Below are 809 nucleotides of genomic sequence, written 5' to 3' on the forward strand. Positions count from 1 at the left end.
TTCATCTCCCACCTACCGTTGGGCTAGCGCCCTTCACACGCTTGAGGTAGGAGAATTCTTTCGGTAAATTCGTTAAAAAATGAGGATTATATCGTAAATTTTATAAAGATATTAAACAAGAGGATTATACATAAGGTGAAGCTTCAGTTGTAGAGGTACCTTTTTTATGATAGGATATATGTAATTAATTTTAGGAGATAAATGATGTCTAAAAATTTTAATATGGATTCACATGTTTATGAACAAAGTACTGATATATTAAAAGCATTAGGGCATCCTATACGGTTGAAGATTATGCATACATTAATGTGTAGAGGTCCATTAAGTGCATCTGAATTGTGGAGAGCAGTAAGAACCCCACAATCTACTGTATCTCAACATTCAAATAAATTAAAAGCGTTGAAAATAGTAAATTATGAGCGCAAGGGATTAGAAGTTGTTTATCGTGTAGATAATCCAATTGTTATTAAAATTATCAAAACATTAGGATTATAATAACAATTGGTACATACATGAAAATATGATAGAATAAGGACAACTGTATAGCGTAGGGTGGGTTGTTGCTATCCTTTCTCTTTTTATTTAGAGGGAAAGGAGGTGACTCCTATGATGGAATTTTTACTATCTTTGCTGCAGGATTTGTTGAAAGTATTTTTAACGATCCTTGTGACTAGTTTTGGAAATAAACTGGTTAGTAATATGAGCAAAAAACGTAAAAGAACCTCCCTACGCTGAACCGCACCCAATTTGTTAGACATTTACTAACAATTGGAGGTGCGGTTTTATTATGTCTAGAAAATATACATTTG

General features: G+C 32.8%; 1 protein-coding gene. It reads left to right on the plus strand.

Annotated features, from left to right (window positions below; genetic code table 11):
- The first annotated feature begins 204 nt into the window (after window positions 1-204).
- Window positions 205-495, plus strand: a complete 291-nt coding sequence (locus ACQRBL_RS32415; RefSeq protein WP_411996676.1) for an ArsR/SmtB family transcription factor — start codon at window positions 205-207, stop codon at window positions 493-495.
- The last annotated feature ends 314 nt before the right edge of the window (window positions 496-809 follow it).

It is taken from the genome of Bacillus sp. AF62, from assembly GCF_050312695.1.
GTDB classification, from domain to species: Bacteria; Bacillota; Bacilli; order Bacillales; family Bacillaceae_G; genus Bacillus_A; species Bacillus_A cereus.